A 14571-nucleotide genomic window follows, 5' to 3' on the forward strand; every position below is an offset into this window, starting at 1 on the left:
CACCTATTTTTAGATAGCTCAATTTTCTATTTCAAATGTCCAATTATTCATACCGCCAGCCATGTTATAAATTTTAGAGAACCCATTGCCTGTTAGAATTTCACTAGCTTGCGCTGAGCGGTTACCGCTTCTACAGACCACTAAATAGTTTTTTTCCTTATCTAACTCATTTAACCTATTTTCGAATTCTTGTAATGGGATAAGTGTGGCGCCAGGAATATGTCCCCCTTGAAATTCTTCAGGAGTTCTCACATCTAACACAATTACTTCATTGTTATCGATTAATTGCTTCGCTTCTTCTGTAGATACATTCTTATATCCTGCATTTCCACATGCAGTAATTAATAGCAACATACCTAAGAATAAAAGATAAGATTTTTTTATCATTGTGCGAACCGCCTTATTTAGAAATTCCCCAAAGTTAATTACCGTACCGGGTATATGTAAATTATATATTTTTAATAGCTATAGTCAATCCAACTTCTTAATTGAAATTGAATGTTTTATGAACAATTTTTTCATTGACAAAATACCCTTTAGGGTATAATATTTTCGTTGATTCTCTTTAAAAATCTGGGGGTATAAATGATATATATACTTACTCTATGTATAGTTACAATTTTAATTTTAAGAAGATATTTTCCTGTTATAGGATTAAAATGTATGAAATGGGGAGAAATAGATATAAAAAATATTACTGTGATGGATGTAAGAGATTATAATGACTCTTATAAGGTTCCAATTCAGGGGGCAGTTAATATCCCAATTGCTTATTTAAACAGGTTTTATGCAGAAATTCCCAATAGAGTTTTATATATTGTGGCATCAAATTCCGTCGAGAAAAATATGGGAGTTCGAATTTTAAGGAAAAAAGGTTTTAGAATTATTGGCTGCTCAATCCTAAGCCACGAATACAAATTATTGAATAATAAGAGAAACACTTTATCAAATTGTTAATGGGGGTAACTACTAATGGATTACAATGATCAAATGAAGAATAGAGTTAAGCGAATTGAAGGCCAATTAAGAGGGATTTTGAAGATGATGGAAGAGAATAAAGATTGTAAAGAAGTTATTACACAATTATCAGCAGCGAGAACCGCAATTGATCGAACAATTGGAGTAGTGGTTAGTTCAAATCTTGTACACTGTGTTCAACAGGCAAATAACGAAGGGAAAGGAACTACAGAAGAGTTGGTAACAGAAGCTGTAAACCTATTGGTAAGAAGCAGATAGAAAAAAATGTATCCTTTAAGGGCGACAACATAGGTCGCTCTTTATTGTAATTTGAAGGGTAAACATTTTAGGCAGTTTTAATGTTGCACGCTACCAGTTTGCAATCCTTTTGAGGCACAAAGGGTACTGAATGAAAATGAACTTGCAAAAGACATCGAAGATAGATTGATAAAATGCATTGATAACAGTATCTAAATGGAAAGTTTCTAATAGAAGCTTTCTTTTTTTAAAAAACGTTGACAATATACCTATAGGGGTATATTATACATAAGTAGCCGATATTCATTTCTAAAGGGAGCAGTAAACCTAATTATTAAAGCAGATAAAAACTTAGGGGTTGACACCTTTTTTTATTTTAGTTATTATAATACCCATAGGGGTATAGGTAAAAGAAAAAGAAGTAATTAATACTAAAGGAGGAACTAACATGACAGAAAAGAAAAAAACAACCATTGTTTTGTTTAGTGGAGATTATGATAAAGCGATGGCGGCATATATAATCGCGAATGGAGCAGCTGCTTATGATCACGAGGTTACCATTTTCCATACTTTTTGGGGATTAAATGCATTAAGAAAAGATGAAAATATTGCTGTGAAAAAAGGATTTATGGAAAAGATGTTTGGGAAAATGATGCCGAGAGGCGCAGATAAAATGGGCCTTTCAAAGATGAATTATGCAGGGTTCGGGCCAAAAATGATTAAGGATGTTATGAAAAAACATAATGCTATGACTCTTCCTCAACTTATTGAAATGGCACAGGAGCAAGATGTCAAGCTAGTAGCATGTACAATGACAATGGATCTTTTAGGATTACAACAGGAGGAGCTATTAGATGGCATTGAATATGCGGGAGTTGCTGCGTATTTAGCAGATGCCCAAGAGGGGAATGTAAACCTATTTATCTAGATACCTTGGAGGTGAGTTTAAAAAATGGAATATGTAAATTATATTGTTATTGGACTAATAATTGTATTCTTTGTACAACGTATGACTCCAACAAAAGGCGTTAGACATATATCAACCTCTGAATTAAAAAATGAATTAAATGATAAAAATAAACAATATATCGACGTAAGAACTCCTGGGGAATTTAAAGGTAACCATATACGTGGGTTTAAAAATATGCCACTACATCAATTATCACAAAAATCTAATGAGTTATCCAAGGATAAAGAAATAGTTGTCATTTGTCAAAGTGGAATGAGGAGCCAGAAGGCAACTAAAGTTCTGAAAAAATTGGGCTTTACTAAGATTACAAATGTAAAAGGCGGAGTTAGCGCCTGGAGATAAGAGGAGGAAAATAAAATGAAAGAATTAACGGCAAAAGAAGTTGAAAATTTATTGAAAGAAAAACAGCCAGTAAATATTGTAGATGTACGTGAGGTAGATGAAGTCCGTGCAGGGAAGATTCCAGGAGCTTACCATATCCCACTAGGATTACTTGAGTTTCGCATGCATGAATTAGACAAATCTAAAGAGTATATCATGGTATGTCGATCAGGTGGAAGAAGTGGAAGGGCTTCTCAATTCCTTGAAGGCCAAGGATATAAAGTAATTAATATGACTGGTGGTATGCTTTCTTGGGAAGGTGACATGGAGTAATTTTTTTTGAGAAAAAATATACCCCTGGTGGTAAATAAGGAGGAACTAGAAGTGGAATCATTAAAAACAGATCTTGTACTAGACGCAAAGGGTTTAGCATGCCCAATGCCAATCGTTAAAACGAAAAAGGCAATGACCAATTTGGATGCAGGTCAAGTATTAGAGGTTCAGGCAACCGATAAAGGATCTAAAGCTGATATTAAAGCATGGGCTGAGAGTTCCGGGCATCAATATTTAGGAACAATCGAAGAAGGCGATGTATTAAAACACTATTTAAGAAAGTCTTCTGGTGAAGAAAATTTAGAAAGAAAACACCAAACTATTATTTCCAATGAAGAGCTGCAAAAGAAGCTCGAAAACCCAAGTGATACGATTACTATTTTAGATGTAAGGGAAAATGCTGAGTTTGTGTTTAATCACATCCCTAATGCAGTCTCTATTCCTCTAGGTGAATTAGAAAACCGTATTAATGAATTAAACAGAGAATGTGAAATCTTTGTAGTATGTCGAACAGGAACTAGAAGTGATTTTGCTGCACAAAAGCTCACTGAAAAGGGTTTTACTAATGTGATAAATGTTGTCCCAGGAATGAGTGAATGGACAGGAAAATTCGAAACATTATAATCAATTTATTTTTCTAATTAAAAATATACCTATGGGGGTAAAAAATGACTATAACAGCCATGACTTCAAAGGAAGTTACACAAAAGGTTATCAATAAAGAACCATTATTTATCTTAGATGTTCGTAACGAAAGTGATTTCCAAGATTGGAAGATTGAAGGGGGGAATTTTGAGTATTTAAATATTCCTTACTTTGAATTACTTGATGGTGTAGAAGAAATTATGGATAGACTCCCTACCGATAAAGATATTTTAGTAGTTTGTGCAAAAGAGGGCTCTTCCATTATGATAGCTGACATGCTATCAGAAGTCGGACTAAATGTTTCCTATCTTTCTGGGGGAATGAAAGTCTGGAGTGAGCACTTAGAGCCAGTTAAGGTTGGAGATTTAAGAGATGGTGGAGAAATTTATCAGTTTGTGCGTATCGGTAAAGGCTGCCTATCTTATATGGTTGTTTCTAATGGTGAGGCAGCAATTATTGATTCTACACGTATGACAGACATCTATTTAGATTTCGCTGAAAGCATTGGGGCTAAGATTACTCATGTATTCGATACTCACCTTCATGCAGACCACATTTCGGGTGGACGTGTCATTGCGGAAAAAACAAATGCAACGTACTGGTTGCCACCGAAGGATGCAACGGAAGTATTATTTGAGTACGAACCGTTAGAAGGCGGTAATGACGTAACGATTGGTCATACAAAGATAAATATTCACGCTTTATATTCACCAGGTCATACTATTGGGTCTACTTCTTTTGTTGTGGACGAAATGTATTTACTATCAGGAGATATCCTATTTATAGATTCCATTGGTAGACCTGACTTAGCTGGTTTAGCCCAAGATTGGGTAGCTGATTTAAGAGAAAGCCTTTATAAGCGTTATAGAGAGTTATCAGAGGATTTAATTGTCCTTCCTGCTCACTTTATGATTATGGATGAATTAAATGAAAATGGTAGTGTATCTGAAAAATTAGGTACCTTATTTTCCAGAAATCATGGTTTAAACATCGATGATGAGAATGAATTTAGAAAGCTGGTTACTGAAAATTTACCACCGCAGCCAAATGCCTATCAAGAAATTCGTGAAACAAATATGGGGAAAATCAACCCTGACACAGAAAAACAACGTGAAATGGAAATCGGCCCTAACCGTTGTGCGGTTAGATAAATAAAATTTAGGAGGAAATACAACATGGAAGCAAATAAAGTTTTAGATGCTAAGGGATTAGCATGCCCAATGCCAATCGTTAAGACAAAGAAAGCAATGAATGAACTGGAAAACGGTCAAGTGTTGGAAATTCATGCAACTGATAAAGGTGCTAAAAATGATCTTACTGCATGGGCAAAATCAGGTGGTCATGAATTAGTCAAACATGAAGAAGAAGATAACGTATTAAAGTTTTGGATTAAAAAAGGTTAAACATTAAGGGACCAGTATAAGGTTCCCTTTTCTTAGGAGGTTTTCGTATGGAGTGGAGTGTAGGTTTTATCGTAACCATTTTCTTAATTGGTTTTATCGGTTCTTATATATCAGGAATGTTAGGGATTGGCGGGTCTATTATTAAATATCCAATGCTTCTTTATATTCCGCCATTATTCGGTTTAGCAGCCTTTAGTGCACATGAGGTCTCGGGGATTAGTGCTGTACAAGTGTTCTTTGCTACTATTGGTGGCGTTTGGGCATACCGTAAAGGTGGATATTTGAACATAGAACTAATTGGCTATATGGGAGCAAGTATATTAATTGGTAGCTTTATAGGCAGTTTTGGTTCAAAAATGATGTCTGAGGGTGGAATCAATCTAATCTATGGAATATTAGCTCTAATTGCTGCAGTCATGATGTTTATTCCTAAAAAAAATGTCGATGATATTCCTTTGGATCAAGTTACATTTAATAAATGGATTGCTGCCGGATTAGCATTAATTGTCGGTATTGGAGCGGGTATTGTTGGAGCGGCTGGGGCATTTTTATTAGTACCAATTATGCTAGTTGTTTTAAAAATTCCAACTCGTATGACCATTGCTTCTTCATTGGCCATTACATTTATTTCATCTATAGGTGCGATAGTAGGTAAAATAACAACAGGTCAAGTAGATTACTTTCCAGCGTTGATTATGGTTGTTGCCAGCTTGATAGCCTCCCCATTAGGAGCAATGGCGGGTAAAAAGGTTAATACAAAGATCTTACAAGTAATCTTAGCCATCTTGATTGGTGCAACTGCCATTAAGATTTGGATGGATATTTTATAATATCCATTTGATTAAGTCGATGATTTAAAAGAACAAATAGCCTATATGGCCTGGTACATGGGCTTGGCTCCTGACAGGAGTCATTTTACTAATACTGAAGTGATTTTAAGAGGCTAGTAACAGCCTCTTTTTATTTGTTTCATATATTGCAATAAACTTAGAGTTATAATTATTATTATGCCGAAATAGACCACCATTTAAATGGCGGCCTTTACTAGTTAGTATTACAAACCCTTCTTTATAACTGTCTTATAGTGTTTATTTTCTCTTTTAGTCCTCACTAAAGTATTTTGGTTTTTCTCACACCAAGCGGATATGTCTTTAACAAAGTTACAATCTGTTGTTATCACTTGCAGGTATTCACCATTTTGAAGATTTTTCATATTTTTGTGAACCTCCATGATGGGCCCTGGGCATGATAAACCAGTTGCATCAATTTGAACTGATACATGTAAATCTTCTTCAGTGTTTACAGATAATCGTTTTCCTGATTGGTTGTAGACCGCAGAATAGGTTTTCCAACCACCATCTAAGTTCTTTACATCGTATCCATTTTCAGACAAGATTCTAGAAGCTAGATATCCTCTTAAACCAACTTGACAAGAAACATAAATGGTTTGGTCTTTCGGAATTTCATGGAGACGGTCACGAATTTCCCCTAGAGGAATATTGATTGAGCCTGTAATAAAGCCCATTTCTCGCTCAATTGGCTCACGTACATCAATGAGTATCCCACCGTTTTCAACGATATCATCGATTTCATCCCATTGAACCGTATCAACACTACCTTCCATTATATTCGTTGCAACGTATCCTGCCATATTAACAGGATCTTTAGCGGATGAGAATGGAGGGGCATAAGATAATTCAATTTCTGTTAAGTCATAGACAGTTAGATTTCCTTTAATAGCTGTTGAGATTACATCGATACGTTTATCAGCACCATCTTCACCAACTGCTTGAGCACCGTAAATAGCACCTGTTTCTGGGTTGAAAAGTAACTTTAATGCAATAGGTGCTGCTCCTGGATAATAGCCAGCATGAGAGCTTGGGTGAATATGAACAGCCTGATATGTTTTTCCTAACTGTTTTAGTTGTTTTTCGTTCAGTCCAGTTGCCGCGACAGCTAAGTTAAATACCTTAGCAATGGCTGTTCCTAGAGTACCTTTGTACATCTCTTTTTTACCATACACATTATTCGCAACAATTCGTCCTTGTCGATTGGCTGGACCTGCAAGTGGAATCATAGCTGCATTTCCATTTATATAATCTTTTACTTCAATCGCATCTCCTAGCGCATATATATCAGGATCGTTGGTTTGTAAATACTCATTTACTTGAATGCCCCCACGCTGACCAACATCTAGACCTGCCATAACAGCTAGCTTATTTTCCGGGCTTACCCCGATTGATAAAATCGCCATGTCTGCACAAATATTTGTGCCACTAGCAAGTTCGATGGTACTACCATTATTTTTAAAAGCCTTAACTCCATCTTCTAAAATTAAATTAACACCCTTATCTCTCAAATGAGAGTGTACGATAGAAGCCATTTCATAATCGATTGGTGCCATCACTTGTTTGCCAAGTTCAACGACAGTCACTTCAATGCCACGGTCCACTAAATTCTCAGCCATTTCTAGCCCTATAAAGCCGCCTCCAATGACGACCGCTCTCTTAGGATGCTGTTCGTCAACAAACGTTTTTATTTTATCTGTATCAGGAATATTTCGTAACGTAAACACATTTTTTGCATCACCTAAGCCTTCAATATTTGGTACGATTGGCTTTGCCCCTGGTGATAATATCAATGTATCATAGCTTTCTTCATAGACTTCATTAGTTTGAAGATTTTTAGCAGTAGTAATGGTTTTCTTCTCGCGATTGATCTCTACAACCTCTGTAAGATTACGAATATCTAAATTGAATCTCCTGCTCATCCCTTCTACAGTTTGTACCAAAAGTTTATTGCGATCTTTAATGGTTTCACCGATATAATAAGGCAATCCACAGTTTGCAAATGATATATGTTCACCGCGTTCAAATAGTACAATTGTTGACGTTTCATCTATTCTTCTTAATCTAGCAGCAGCAGTTGCACCTCCGGCAACTCCACCTACGATAATAATCTTTTTAGACATTTTCTTTCCTCCTTATATGTTCAAATCTTTTATCACTATGAGGGCAAGATATAAAAGTATTACCCTATATGCCTATGGGGGTATTTTTGTTTACAGCTATATACTACACGGGGTATATGGTTTAATCAATTAGATATGATCGTTTTGAAGGTATTTTTTAAATTATTAGACACAAAGAAGACAAAGTTCATTTCCCCTTACTACTGTACAAAGCCAGATAGGTTATGGACTAGGAATTTCTTTTGTAACATGTAATTATACATTTTTTGTTGTGTCTTCATCTTTATGTCCTAATCTCCCCTCTGCATAAGTCCATTATCTAAAAGTACACACTGTAATATAAATTGAACCGCCGTATACGGAACCGTACGTACGGTGGTGTGAGAGGGGCGAAAATAACCTCAAAATGGAACGGTTTAATAAAAATTAGGAAGTGGTTTTTTTGTTGTTAAAATTCGGCTTCTAGACTTTTTGGACCACAAACGTTTTAAAAACACTACTGGGAAAAACATTAGAAATTATCAAACACTACTGGGTGATGTGAAATATTGTATCAAGAAAGGGGTTGTAAACGTTGAAAATATTACTTATAGCCATGTTCGTCGATATCTCATGGATTGCCAAGAGCGTGAAAATAAGGCGGGGACAATCAATACCAAACTCCTAAGAATTAGAGCATTTATAAATTTATGGTTAAATGTGAAGTCATTAAAACTAACCTTGCCAAGAAAATCAAACTAGAAAAAGATGATGTGAAAGTCGGTGTAAAAACGAAACGATTCAATACATAATGAGAATGCACCACAACCAAGGATGCAACTTAGCATCGCAAGCCATAGCGTACTTGCCAAAGTCCAAATTAAGAAGATATGCTATATTCGATATTGAAATCTGGCAACTATTCTTTAAGCCTCTGCTCTAAAGGGGTAAATGAAAGAAAATTGCCGGCTCAGCCTTTAGCTCTCAGTACTAAACTTATATCCAATCCCTCTTAATGTCACAATATAAGGATAGTCTGTATATTTAGCAATTTTCTCTCTTAGATGCTTGATGTGAACATCCACTGTTCTTTCATTAATGACCTTTTCACTTTTTTTATAAATGGTGTTAATAATTTGTTCTCTTGATAAAATTTGGTCTGGGTGAGTCAAAAAAAGAAAAAGTAATCTATATTCAAAATGGGTTAAATCTAGTATTTCATCGTGGAATTTCACGATTCCTTTTATTGGTTTTATCGTTAATCCCTTATAACTTAGCTTGCTGCAGCGGTTAGCTGTTCTACGCAATACTGTTTCAATCCTAACAGATAGTTCTTCTATATTTAAGGGTTTACCGATGTAGTCATCAGCTCCCTTTTTCAATCCCTCAATTCGGTCTTGTTCGGTATTTTTAGATGATAAAATAATGATTGGGACATTGCTATCTAACTCATAACGTAGCCACCAACAAATATCCAAACCATCCGTATCAGGGAGCTCTGTTTCTAGAAGTATAAAGCACGGGTCATGTTTCAAGTAGGATTCACGGGCTTCCTTTCCATTCTTGGCTTCCAATATCTCAAAACCTTGTCTAGTTAGGTGGAACCGAATTACTGCTCTACTTTCATTATTATTATCTACGATTAAAATGGTCTTCCCTCTTAATTTTTTATCTTTCAACTAGATCATCCCCTTATCCCCATTATACCGATATAAAAGTGAGTTTTTCACAAAAGGATGTGTAAATTATTCGAAAAAAATGGCCCGCTTTCACACGGGCCATATCCTTATTGTTTATCCATTTTCTTTTTACCAGCCAATGTTTCGTAGGCTGCATCATCTGGTGCATCTCCATTTGGCCAATCATGAATTTTATCAGGAAAATCTGGTCTAGCCATTGAGTTGATATAAGCAGCAATATTCATTGCTTCTTGATCTGTAAGAGAACCTGGATTATAACCTCCAGTAGCTACTTTTGGCATGTATTCCTTAATAAATCCACCTGCGGTCCTGTTTCGAGCCATACCTGCACCAATGTTATAGGATTTTTCACCCCAAAGAGCAAGGCCAGTTCCACCCCCAGATCCATCCTCTCCATGACAAGTAATACAGGCTTTATTATAAAGTTCTCTACCATCATCAATGTTTACAGTTGCTAAATCTCCTTCTGCTTTTGATAATTTAGCCCATGGTCTTTCTTTTGTCCCATCTGGAACATTGGTTGAAATATAAGAATAGTAGGCAACCATTGCACGGATTTCTTTGCTATCTGGAGGAAGGGGTTTTCCATTCATACTTCTTTTAAAGCACCCATTGATTCGTTCTTCTAGAGTTACTTCTCGTCCAGCCCTTGGGTTAAATTGTGGATATGTTTTTGAAATTCCTACTAGGTCTAATGAAGAGTCTACACCTCCATTAGCATGACAGCTTGCACAGCTTAATGTATTTCCTGCATAACCATCAAGAACGGTACTAGTTTGGTTATGAAGCTTTTCACCAAGAGTGATTAATTCTCCTTCTTCTCCTTCAGGAACTTCTTCCATACTTGGTGGTAAATAAGGATGGTCTGAATTCTTAACTTGCGCGTCGGTACCTTCAGCTAGAGAACTTACTGCAGGTGGATCTTCCGGATTAAGAACAAAGAGAAAGAATACACTAAATCCGAGGACAATTGTCACTGCAATTGCTAGGAAAGAAGAAATATAAAGCTTGTTCATTTCAAGCACCTCACCATGTCGGGGAATCTCCTCATAAGAAAAGATTTAACCGAATATTTTATACACCCATTATCAAAAATGAATGTTAAGATTCGGTTAATTAATATTGAGCATTTCGTGAACTCTACAAAAACACCTAAAACTAGTTTTAGGTGCTTTCCACTTATTATTGTTTATTAATATATTTCATTACAGCCTTTTCGATCGATCTCAGGATTATCGATTTGTGTGTTCTTTTAGCACATTAATTAATTCCTCGACATATTTAGAGGCTTCTTCGTAATGTGGCATGTGACCTGATTTTTCAAACCAGATTAATTTCTTTCTAGGTGCATTTAATCGTTCAAAATAATCCTGTGCCAGTTCATAGGGTGCAGAGTAATCAGATTTTCCTAAGAAGAAATATACAGGAATGTCTACTGAAGTAACGGTTTCATTTAAGTTAGTTTGAAGTAATTCTTGATGTAAATGCTTGACACTGAACATAGCACCTCTAAAAAACTTTAATTTATCAAATAAACTATATTCCGGTGCTGAAAAAACCCCTTTAAAGATTTCAGTCCCTTGGCTATTGTGCATTTTTCCACCAAATTTGGCTAACCATATTGAGTATTTCCACAATCCCTTGCTAAAATTTTTAAATGGCGGTCTTCCTATTTGTTCTAATTCATTTATGGCTTGTTGATTTCCAAGCTCATATGCCTTTTTCATAGTCCACTCGTAGGATACTCTCAAATTATCAAGTAGACCTACTACTTGGGCTGTTCCAATATAGGCATGAAAATAATTCGGATATTTTTTAACCATTAACATCCCCAACACCGTTCCAAATGAATGACCATGTAAATAAAACTTTTCGTTGCGTTTATTTAACTTATTTCTAACATATTGGATAACTTCTTCACCATCACCAAGCAATTGGGAAAGATTCATACTATCCGGTTTCACATTCATTGAGTAGGATTTCGCGGCACCTCTTTGATCCCAATTCACAATAGTGAAATACTTTTCAAGTGGTCCGTTAAGCATATGAGAAAGATACATCTCACTTTGTCCTGGGCCACCGTGAATCATCAGCAAAACAGGATTGTTCAGGTTTTCTCCACGAATCATAATGGATTGTCTAATCCCACCAATTAATACATTTTCCATACTAACAATACTATTTTCAACAGTTATTTTTCTTGTTTTAGCAATAATATTCATATACATCTCTCCTTATAAAGTTTGTATATCCAACGTTGGATATTCGATTAAAAATGTATATCCAATTTTGGATATACTTATAAATAATTAAATTAATTCTATTGCTCTTTCTATCGTTTTTATATCGATATCAAGAATCTCTATACTACTTTCAAAAGATAACAACATAAGCGGATTGGATCCCTTCAATTCACTGGCAACTTGCTTTCTTATTTCCCACTGTTCTCTTAGCTTGATTAAATCCTTGAGATTTTGCTTAAGAATTAACACGGCTTTTTCCTTTTCAAGATGGTGGATCATTGACAGTGCCAACATAAAATCTGATTTTAAAGAATGTGGCTTTTCACCAAGAATTTCTTTTAAGAGCACTAAGTGTTTTTCTTCACCCGCCTTAGTAATTTTATATATTACCCTAACCCTTGATCCGGTCCGCTCCTCTTTGAAAGGTTCGATTAATCCATCTTTCTCTAGTTTAGAGATGGAGTAATAAATTGAACCTGATAAAAGATTGGCCCAGTCATCAATCTTACTATCTTGGATTATTGTCTGAATTTCATAGCCATGCATCGGCTTAATTTTCAGTAATCCCAAAATTACCAATTCTGACATATCATACCTCCAAATTTTTATATCCAACCTTGGATAATATCAATATAAACCCTCAACCAAATAATGTCAACTCTTAAGACGTTTCTTAGTAGTGATATAAAAATAAGCGGAAATTTTCTGGTTAAACTAACAAATAGGGCTTGGTTCGGGGTATATAAGCGGAGTTTTTCCGGTTAAGCAAAGCGAAATGACCCATTTTGACGTTTTTTGAGTAAATAGTCGGAATCCTTCCGTCTATTTAAGCTATTTTCAGTGCTATTTCGTAATTAAGAGAAATTTCTCCGCTTATTTATCAACCCAGTTGACCCCCACCCCTTGTCCCTTTAACTAATTAAACTGTTTTGAGCATCTTCAGAGGTAATTCATATACTGATAGATCTTCTAAAAGCTATATATATAGGGGATTTTGCGGGGCGGATTCGGCTATATTAGGCGGCTAACCATTATAGATACATCAGATATTCAAGTCTCATTTAAAATTTGTATTTAGTATAATCGATATGTTAGTTATTGTATTATGGATAATAGAATGACTGCCTCAATAAATAAATTTACAATATAAAAATTAAGGAGAATTACATGTCCTGGAGCAAATTGAAGCAAAATCTGGAGAGTTTCCTTTGCCCTGCATTATATGGAAAGGTTGAATACCGAGCAACCAGCTACCGGTATTTACCTGATAAAGCAGGACTTTGTTATATTGCGGTAGATAAAAAGAATGTACTCAATATGAGTGATAAAACTACCCTAATCAGATGGTATCAGACGGAACTTGAAATTAAAAATGACTCAAATATTCAAATTCCTATTACCAATGAGGAAATGGAAGCGGTTAGAAAAGAAACCAAGGGGATTGTTCCGGAGGATCGTCTACAAGTAATTGCAAGGAGTAGAAAATTATCAGAATATGCAAAGGAGCTTTTGTCAGCGCAGTCATCATTAAGCAAATCAAATTTTATCGTTGTAGCTAATAAGTTTTTATCCACTTCTATAGAGGAAAGCTTAGAGAGCAATGATATCCTATTGAATATTCTAGCTTTGGTGGACAGACGGGTTGGGAAAAAACGAATTCTAAACATGACCGAGAAGATGAAGTTAAAGCATCCAATTGTGCAGTATTTTTATGAACTACGGCTTAGTACGTTATGATAAAAAATAATCCATCAGCTGAACATCACCACCTATTGCAAATTTACCATGGATTTTTCAAATACAGGGGCATGGATAGCTACAATAACTGATCTGGGGGGTGCATTCGGAAGTATTCCGTTAGCCATATAATAATTCGCTAGACTTAAACCAGTTTGAAGGAAGTAATTTCCGGTTTACTAATATTTTTGCTTAATATATTATGAATTCGAGGTATTTATTTTAATGATAAATAAAGGAGATATATATTAAATGAATGTATTAGTAGTAAAAGCAAACAACCGTCCAGCAACAGACGCAGTATCAAGTAAAATGTATGAAACCTTCATGGAGAACATAGAAGGTGTTAACATAACAGTTTATGATGTGTTTGCAGAAGACATGCCTTACCTAGGTCAAGATTTATTCAACGCTTTTGCTAAATTACAATCAGGCGAAGAAATGACAGACATAGAGCAACGTATTTTAGCTGCAAAACAAAAAGCAATGGATGCCCTAACAGCTGCAGACGTAGTCGTTTTTGCATTTCCATTATGGAACTTAACAATCCCAGCTAAATTACAAACATTTATTGATTATGTTTACCAAGCTGGTTTCACATTCAAATATGATGAAAATGGCCAAGCTGTACAGTTAATGACTGACAAGAAAGCTGTTATTCTAAGTGCACGTGGCGGAATTTACTCCACACCAGAAGCAGCTCCAATGGAAATGGCTGCAACGTATATTAAAAATGTTGTTGGTTACGTATTTGGTATGGAAATCGTACAAGAAGTTATTATTGAAGGCCATGCCGCAGCACCTGATCAAGCAGAAACAATTATTGCTGAAGGTTTAGCAAAAGTAAGAGTTGTAGCAAAAAGTTTATCTGCAGTACCTGTAAATTAACATAAAATAGATGCACCTAGGAGCTCGGAATAATACGTTACAGCTAAAGTAAAACATACTAACATTAGTAGTACAGACCAAGGCCATGGTTTGTGCTACTATTTTTTTTATAGTAGAAGTGAAGGAAGGTCAATCCGCTTATTGGACCATGTTAGAGTCCGTATTT

The 14571-nt window shown here is 35.5% G+C and carries 17 protein-coding genes and 1 pseudogene; 12 read left to right on the top strand and 6 right to left on the bottom strand.

Translation table 11 applies throughout. From position 1 onward, the window contains the following. Window positions 1-18: 18 nt before the first annotated feature. The gene (locus tag LRP83_RS20550; protein WP_230498626.1) at window positions 19-387 is read right to left on the bottom strand and encodes a rhodanese-like domain-containing protein; all 369 of its coding nucleotides are present in this window, start codon (window positions 385-387) and stop codon (window positions 19-21) included. Between the two features lie 276 nt (window positions 388-663). Between LRP83_RS20550 and LRP83_RS20555 the strand changes: the two genes are divergently transcribed. From LRP83_RS20555 to LRP83_RS20595, 9 genes are all read left to right on the top strand, one after another. After that, entirely contained in the window at window positions 664-957 is a 294-nt protein-coding gene (locus LRP83_RS20555; protein ID WP_230498630.1) for a rhodanese-like domain-containing protein, read from the top strand. Window positions 958-972: 15 nt separating this feature from the next. After that, entirely contained in the window at window positions 973-1236 is a 264-nt protein-coding gene (locus LRP83_RS20560) for a metal-sensitive transcriptional regulator (protein WP_230498632.1), read from the top strand. A 427-nt stretch (window positions 1237-1663) separates the two neighbouring features. After that, window positions 1664-2143 carry a DsrE/DsrF/DrsH-like family protein gene (locus LRP83_RS20565; protein ID WP_230498633.1) on the top strand — a complete coding sequence of 160 codons (480 nt, stop codon included), beginning with the start codon at window positions 1664-1666 and terminating at the stop codon, window positions 2141-2143. 24 nt (window positions 2144-2167) lie between these two features. Then, window positions 2168-2527: a rhodanese-like domain-containing protein gene (locus LRP83_RS20570; RefSeq protein WP_230498635.1), complete on the top strand. Its 360-nt coding sequence runs from the start codon at window positions 2168-2170 to the stop codon at window positions 2525-2527. Between the two features lie 15 nt (window positions 2528-2542). Further along, entirely contained in the window at window positions 2543-2839 is a 297-nt protein-coding gene (locus LRP83_RS20575; RefSeq protein ID WP_230498637.1) for a rhodanese-like domain-containing protein, read from the top strand. Between the two features lie 51 nt (window positions 2840-2890). Further along, a complete protein-coding gene (locus tag LRP83_RS20580) occupies window positions 2891-3463 on the top strand; it encodes a sulfurtransferase TusA family protein (RefSeq protein ID WP_230498639.1) in 573 nt (190 codons plus the stop codon). A 44-nt stretch (window positions 3464-3507) separates the two neighbouring features. Further along, window positions 3508-4635, top strand: a complete 1128-nt coding sequence (locus tag LRP83_RS20585) for an MBL fold metallo-hydrolase (protein ID WP_230498641.1) — start codon at window positions 3508-3510, stop codon at window positions 4633-4635. A 24-nt stretch (window positions 4636-4659) separates the two neighbouring features. Further along, a complete protein-coding gene (locus LRP83_RS20590; RefSeq protein ID WP_230498642.1) occupies window positions 4660-4887 on the top strand; it encodes a sulfurtransferase TusA family protein in 228 nt (75 codons plus the stop codon). Between the two features lie 47 nt (window positions 4888-4934). Beyond that, complete coding sequence (locus LRP83_RS20595; protein WP_230498643.1) at window positions 4935-5717, top strand: sulfite exporter TauE/SafE family protein; 783 nt, start codon at window positions 4935-4937, stop codon at window positions 5715-5717. A gap of 224 nt (window positions 5718-5941) precedes the next feature. On the opposite strand, the gene LRP83_RS20600 is transcribed toward LRP83_RS20595, so the two are convergent. Beyond that, complete coding sequence (locus tag LRP83_RS20600) at window positions 5942-7858, bottom strand: CoA-disulfide reductase (protein WP_230498645.1); 1917 nt, start codon at window positions 7856-7858, stop codon at window positions 5942-5944. Between the two features lie 540 nt (window positions 7859-8398). On the opposite strand from LRP83_RS20600, the pseudogene LRP83_RS23330 reads away from it, so the two are divergent. Then, window positions 8399-8482: pseudogene (locus tag LRP83_RS23330) on the top strand (hypothetical protein); the annotation flags it as partial. A 332-nt stretch (window positions 8483-8814) separates the two neighbouring features. Here the strand turns inward: LRP83_RS23330 and LRP83_RS20605 are convergent. The 4 genes from LRP83_RS20605 to LRP83_RS20620 form a co-directional block, all read right to left on the bottom strand. After that, a complete protein-coding gene (locus LRP83_RS20605; protein WP_230498646.1) occupies window positions 8815-9516 on the bottom strand; it encodes a response regulator transcription factor in 702 nt (233 codons plus the stop codon). Window positions 9517-9623: 107 nt separating this feature from the next. Then, window positions 9624-10553, bottom strand: a complete 930-nt coding sequence (locus tag LRP83_RS20610; protein WP_230498648.1) for a c-type cytochrome — start codon at window positions 10551-10553, stop codon at window positions 9624-9626. A 216-nt stretch (window positions 10554-10769) separates the two neighbouring features. Beyond that, window positions 10770-11759 (bottom strand): alpha/beta fold hydrolase, encoded by a 990-nt coding sequence (locus LRP83_RS20615; RefSeq protein WP_230498650.1) that lies wholly within the window; start codon window positions 11757-11759, stop codon window positions 10770-10772. A gap of 87 nt (window positions 11760-11846) precedes the next feature. Continuing rightward, the gene (locus tag LRP83_RS20620; RefSeq protein WP_230498652.1) at window positions 11847-12368 is read right to left on the bottom strand and encodes a PadR family transcriptional regulator; all 522 of its coding nucleotides are present in this window, start codon (window positions 12366-12368) and stop codon (window positions 11847-11849) included. A gap of 579 nt (window positions 12369-12947) precedes the next feature. Between LRP83_RS20620 and LRP83_RS20625 the strand changes: the two genes are divergently transcribed. Together LRP83_RS20625 and LRP83_RS20630 are read left to right on the top strand one after the other, a co-directional pair. After that, window positions 12948-13517 carry an SF0329 family protein gene (locus tag LRP83_RS20625; RefSeq protein WP_230498653.1) on the top strand — a complete coding sequence of 190 codons (570 nt, stop codon included), beginning with the start codon at window positions 12948-12950 and terminating at the stop codon, window positions 13515-13517. A gap of 252 nt (window positions 13518-13769) precedes the next feature. Next, window positions 13770-14405 (top strand): FMN-dependent NADH-azoreductase, encoded by a 636-nt coding sequence (locus LRP83_RS20630; protein WP_230498656.1) that lies wholly within the window; start codon window positions 13770-13772, stop codon window positions 14403-14405. Window positions 14406-14571: the final 166 nt, after the last annotated feature.

Source organism: Pseudoneobacillus rhizosphaerae, from assembly GCF_917563885.1.
Lineage (GTDB): Bacteria > Bacillota > Bacilli > Bacillales > Cytobacillaceae > Pseudoneobacillus > Pseudoneobacillus rhizosphaerae.

Bases quoted from the DNA above. Each gene is read 5' to 3' on its own strand.
- LRP83_RS20585 (WP_230498641.1), top strand. From the start codon at position 3,508: ATGACTATAACAGCCATGACTTCAAAGGAAGTTACACAAAAGGTTATC.
- LRP83_RS20565 (WP_230498633.1), top strand. From the start codon at position 1,664: ATGACAGAAAAGAAAAAAACAACCATTGTTTTGTTTAGTGGAGATTAT.
- LRP83_RS20600 (WP_230498645.1), bottom strand. From the start codon at position 7,858: ATGTCTAAAAAGATTATTATCGTAGGTGGAGTTGCCGGAGGTGCAACT.
- LRP83_RS20575 (WP_230498637.1), top strand. From the start codon at position 2,543: ATGAAAGAATTAACGGCAAAAGAAGTTGAAAATTTATTGAAAGAAAAA.
- LRP83_RS20615 (WP_230498650.1), bottom strand. From the start codon at position 11,759: ATGAATATTATTGCTAAAACAAGAAAAATAACTGTTGAAAATAGTATT.
- LRP83_RS20610 (WP_230498648.1), bottom strand. From the start codon at position 10,553: ATGAACAAGCTTTATATTTCTTCTTTCCTAGCAATTGCAGTGACAATT.
- LRP83_RS20620 (WP_230498652.1), bottom strand. From the start codon at position 12,368: ATGTCAGAATTGGTAATTTTGGGATTACTGAAAATTAAGCCGATGCAT.
- LRP83_RS20590 (WP_230498642.1), top strand. From the start codon at position 4,660: ATGGAAGCAAATAAAGTTTTAGATGCTAAGGGATTAGCATGCCCAATG.
- LRP83_RS20630 (WP_230498656.1), top strand. From the start codon at position 13,770: ATGAATGTATTAGTAGTAAAAGCAAACAACCGTCCAGCAACAGACGCA.
- LRP83_RS20555 (WP_230498630.1), top strand. From the start codon at position 664: ATGAAATGGGGAGAAATAGATATAAAAAATATTACTGTGATGGATGTA.
- LRP83_RS20550 (WP_230498626.1), bottom strand. From the start codon at position 387: ATGATAAAAAAATCTTATCTTTTATTCTTAGGTATGTTGCTATTAATT.
- LRP83_RS20570 (WP_230498635.1), top strand. From the start codon at position 2,168: ATGGAATATGTAAATTATATTGTTATTGGACTAATAATTGTATTCTTT.
- LRP83_RS20625 (WP_230498653.1), top strand. From the start codon at position 12,948: ATGTCCTGGAGCAAATTGAAGCAAAATCTGGAGAGTTTCCTTTGCCCT.
- LRP83_RS20560 (WP_230498632.1), top strand. From the start codon at position 973: ATGGATTACAATGATCAAATGAAGAATAGAGTTAAGCGAATTGAAGGC.
- LRP83_RS20595 (WP_230498643.1), top strand. From the start codon at position 4,935: ATGGAGTGGAGTGTAGGTTTTATCGTAACCATTTTCTTAATTGGTTTT.